Annotated in this window: 1 pseudogene; it reads left to right on the top strand. The window is 76.8% G+C overall.

From position 1 onward, the window contains the following. Positions 1-919: pseudogene (locus I53_RS06800) on the top strand (HAD-IC family P-type ATPase); the annotation flags it as partial.

Below are 919 nucleotides of genomic sequence, written 5' to 3'. Positions count from 1 at the left end.
GACGCCCGCCCGGTCGAGGCCGGCCAGCCGGCCGACCCGTCGGCTCGTCAGGCGGAGGAGGGCCGCGCCCTGCGCCGCGACCTGATCGCGGCCGCCGTGCTCTCGGCGCCCGTCGTCGCCCTCGACATGGGCGGCCATCTTCTTCCCGGGCTGCATGGCGGCCCGGTGACGGCCCTGGTCCAGGCGATCCTCGCCACCCTGGTCCTCGCAGGGCCGGGGCGGCGCTTCTTCCTGCGCGGCGTCCCGGGCCTGCTGCGCGGCCATCCCGACATGAACGCCCTGGTCGCCCTCGGGGCCGGGGCCGCCTACCTGTACTCGCTGGTCTCGACCCTGGCGCCCGACCTCCTGCCGGCGGGGGCCGCGCACCTTTACTTCGAGGCGAGCGTCCTGATCGCCACGTTGATCCTGCTCGGCCGGACCCTGGAGGCCCGGGCCAAGGGGCGGACCGGCCAGGCGATCGCCCGGCTGATGGACCTGACCCCGAAGACCGCCCGGATCGTCCGCGACGGCGCCGAGACCGAGGTGCCCCTCGACGCCCTGCGCCTCGGCGACGTCGTCCGGGTGCGTCCGGGCGAGCGGGTGGCGGCGGACGGCGCCGTGGTCTCCGGGACCAGCCATGTCGACGAGAGCATGGTGACCGGCGAGCCCGCGCCGGTGCGCAAGGGGCCGGGCGATACCGTGGTCGGCGGCACCCTCAACGGCCGCGGCAGCCTCGACCTGCGGGTCGAGGCCGTGGGCGGCGCCACCGTGGTCGCGCAGATCGCCGCCCTGGTGGAGCGCGCCCAGAGCGGCAAGCTGCCGATCCAGGCCCTGGTCGACCGCGTCACGGGACGGTTCGTGCCGGCGGTGATCGGGATCGCCGCGGCCACCTTGCCTGGCGTGGCTGCTCCTGGCGCCCGCCCCTTCGCGGGGCCGGCCC

The sequence above is a fragment of the Methylobacterium sp. B1 genome (assembly GCF_000333255.1).
Classification (GTDB): domain Bacteria; phylum Pseudomonadota; class Alphaproteobacteria; order Rhizobiales; family Beijerinckiaceae; genus Methylobacterium; species Methylobacterium fujisawaense.
The sequence above is the reverse complement of the archived record's forward strand: the minus strand, read 5'-3'. Positions and strand labels throughout refer to the sequence as shown.